Origin of the sequence: Heliobacterium chlorum (assembly GCF_014502795.1) — a bacterium.
Lineage (GTDB): Bacteria > Bacillota > Desulfitobacteriia > Heliobacteriales > Heliobacteriaceae > Heliobacterium > Heliobacterium chlorum.
Map to the genome: position 1 here is coordinate 1 of NZ_JACVHF010000082.1, position 1,780 is coordinate 1,780.

The window sequence follows — 1,780 nt, forward strand, 5'->3', positions numbered from 1 at the left end:
TGGCGGTGTAGCTCAGTTGGTCTAGAGCATACGGTTCATACCCGTAGTGTCGTAGGTTCAAATCCTACCACCGCTACCAAATTTCATAAACCCATTGGAGAGATGGCCGAGTTGGTCGAAGGCGCACGATTGGAAATCGTGTAGGCGGGCAAAACCTGTCTCAAGGGTTCGAATCCCTTTCTCTCCGCCATGTCGGGGTGTAGCTCAGTTTGGTGGAGCGCCTGCCTTGGGAGCAGGAGGCCGCACGTTCAAGTCGTGTCACCCCGACCACTATCCCTTTTTGCGGGTGTAGCTTAATGGTAAAGCCCTAGCCTTCCAAGCTAGTTACGTGGGTTCGATTCCCATCACCCGCTCCATCTAAATTTCATACACCATGCGGAAGTAGCTCAGCGGTAGAGCATCGCCTTGCCAAGGCGAGGGTCGCGAGTTCGAATCTCGTCTTCCGCTCCATAAATGCGCCCGTAGCTCAGCTGGATAGAGTAACTGACTACGAATCAGCAGGTCGGGAGTTCGAATCTCTCCGGGCGCGCCATATTATGGTGGCTGTGGCGAAGTGGTTAACGCACCGGATTGTGGCTCCGGCACTCGTGGGTTCAAGTCCCATCAGTCACCCCATATTCTCCTTCGCCGGAGTGGCGGAATTGGTAGACGCAAGGGACTTAAAATCCCTCGGTCCGCAAGACCGTGCCGGTTCGAGTCCGGCCTCCGGCACCACTCAAATTAGGTTCTCTTTTTCGGGGCGTAGCTCAGTTTGGTAGAGCGCTACCTTGGGGTGGTAGAGGCCGCACGTTCAAGTCGTGTCGCTCCGACCATTAACTCAACAGATGCGGTCGTGGCGGAATTGGCAGACGCGCTAGATTCAGGTTCTAGTGGTCGCAAGGCCGTGGAGGTTCAAGTCCTCTCGACCGCACCAAATGCGGAAATAGCTCAGCGGTAGAGCATCGCCTTGCCAAGGCGAGGGTCGCGAGTTCGAATCTCGTTTTCCGCTCCATATGCGCCCGTAGCTCAGTGGATAGAGCACTGGTCTCCGGAACCAGGTGCGCAAGTTCGATTCTTGCCGGGCGCACCATTTGCCGCCGTAGCTCAGTCGGTAGAGCGTATCCTTGGTAAGGATAAGGTCACCGGTTCAATCCCGGTCGGTGGCTCCATTTTTTGCCTCTTCTCAAAAATCCTAAAATTGCCGGTTGCAATTTAGTGCTTAACGTGGTAAATTGTAATTCCGTCGCTGATGAGGCGGCCAACGGCAAGACAGATGTTGCTGATTCTGGTCCTTGAAAATCAAACAGTTGTTAAAGCAAAAGCGTGCGAAACTAAAGTCAATTCGGCCCGCGCAAGCGGGACGGACAACTTCTTGAGAGTGGTTGACTTCTGTTACAAGAAGCCTTAACTCGATAAGAAATTTTATCAATAAGAGCTTGACTCGAGCTTATCTACATTTTTTGTGGAGAGTTTGATCCTGGCTCAGGACGAACGCTGGCGGCATGCCTAACACATGCAAGTCGAACGGAGCACGGATACTTCGGTGGAAGTGCTTAGTGGCGGACGGGTGAGTAACGCGTGGATAACCTGCCTGAGAGTGGGGGATAACAGCCCGAAAGGGCTGCTAATACCGCATAACGTTGTCTGGGGACATCCCCGGACAACCAAAGGAGCAATCCGCTCTTGGATGGGTCCGCGTCCGATTAGCTAGTTGGTGAGGTAATAGCTCACCAAGGCGACGATCGGTAGCCGGCCTGAGAGGGTGAACGGCCACACTGGGACTGAGACACGGCCCAGACTC

General features: G+C 54.0%; 13 tRNA genes and 1 rRNA gene. All 14 read left to right on the top strand.

Going from position 1 to position 1,780, the window contains the following annotated elements:
* The first annotated feature begins 1 nt into the window (after position 1).
* Positions 2 to 79, top strand: a tRNA-Met gene (locus tag H1S01_RS20015).
* Positions 80 to 96: 17 nt separating this feature from the next.
* Positions 97 to 190: transfer RNA gene (locus H1S01_RS20020), tRNA-Ser, on the top strand.
* Positions 191 to 193: 3 nt separating this feature from the next.
* Positions 194 to 270, top strand: a tRNA-Pro gene (locus H1S01_RS20025).
* A gap of 12 nt (positions 271 to 282) precedes the next feature.
* Positions 283 to 356 (top strand) — tRNA-Gly (locus tag H1S01_RS20030).
* Between the two features lie 19 nt (positions 357 to 375).
* Positions 376 to 450, top strand: a tRNA-Gly gene (locus tag H1S01_RS20035).
* Between the two features lie 5 nt (positions 451 to 455).
* A tRNA-Arg gene (locus tag H1S01_RS20040) sits at positions 456 to 532 on the top strand.
* A 7-nt stretch (positions 533 to 539) separates the two neighbouring features.
* Positions 540 to 615, top strand: a tRNA-His gene (locus H1S01_RS20045).
* An 11-nt stretch (positions 616 to 626) separates the two neighbouring features.
* Positions 627 to 714 (top strand) — tRNA-Leu (locus H1S01_RS20050).
* A 21-nt stretch (positions 715 to 735) separates the two neighbouring features.
* Positions 736 to 812, top strand: a tRNA-Pro gene (locus H1S01_RS20055).
* A gap of 14 nt (positions 813 to 826) precedes the next feature.
* A tRNA-Leu gene (locus tag H1S01_RS20060) sits at positions 827 to 913 on the top strand.
* A gap of 3 nt (positions 914 to 916) precedes the next feature.
* A tRNA-Gly gene (locus tag H1S01_RS20065) sits at positions 917 to 991 on the top strand.
* 3 nt (positions 992 to 994) lie between these two features.
* Positions 995 to 1,069: transfer RNA gene (locus H1S01_RS20070), tRNA-Arg, on the top strand.
* A gap of 3 nt (positions 1,070 to 1,072) precedes the next feature.
* Positions 1,073 to 1,148, top strand: a tRNA-Thr gene (locus tag H1S01_RS20075).
* Positions 1,149 to 1,438: 290 nt separating this feature from the next.
* A 16S ribosomal RNA gene (locus H1S01_RS20080) occupies positions 1,439 to 1,780 on the top strand; the annotation flags it as partial.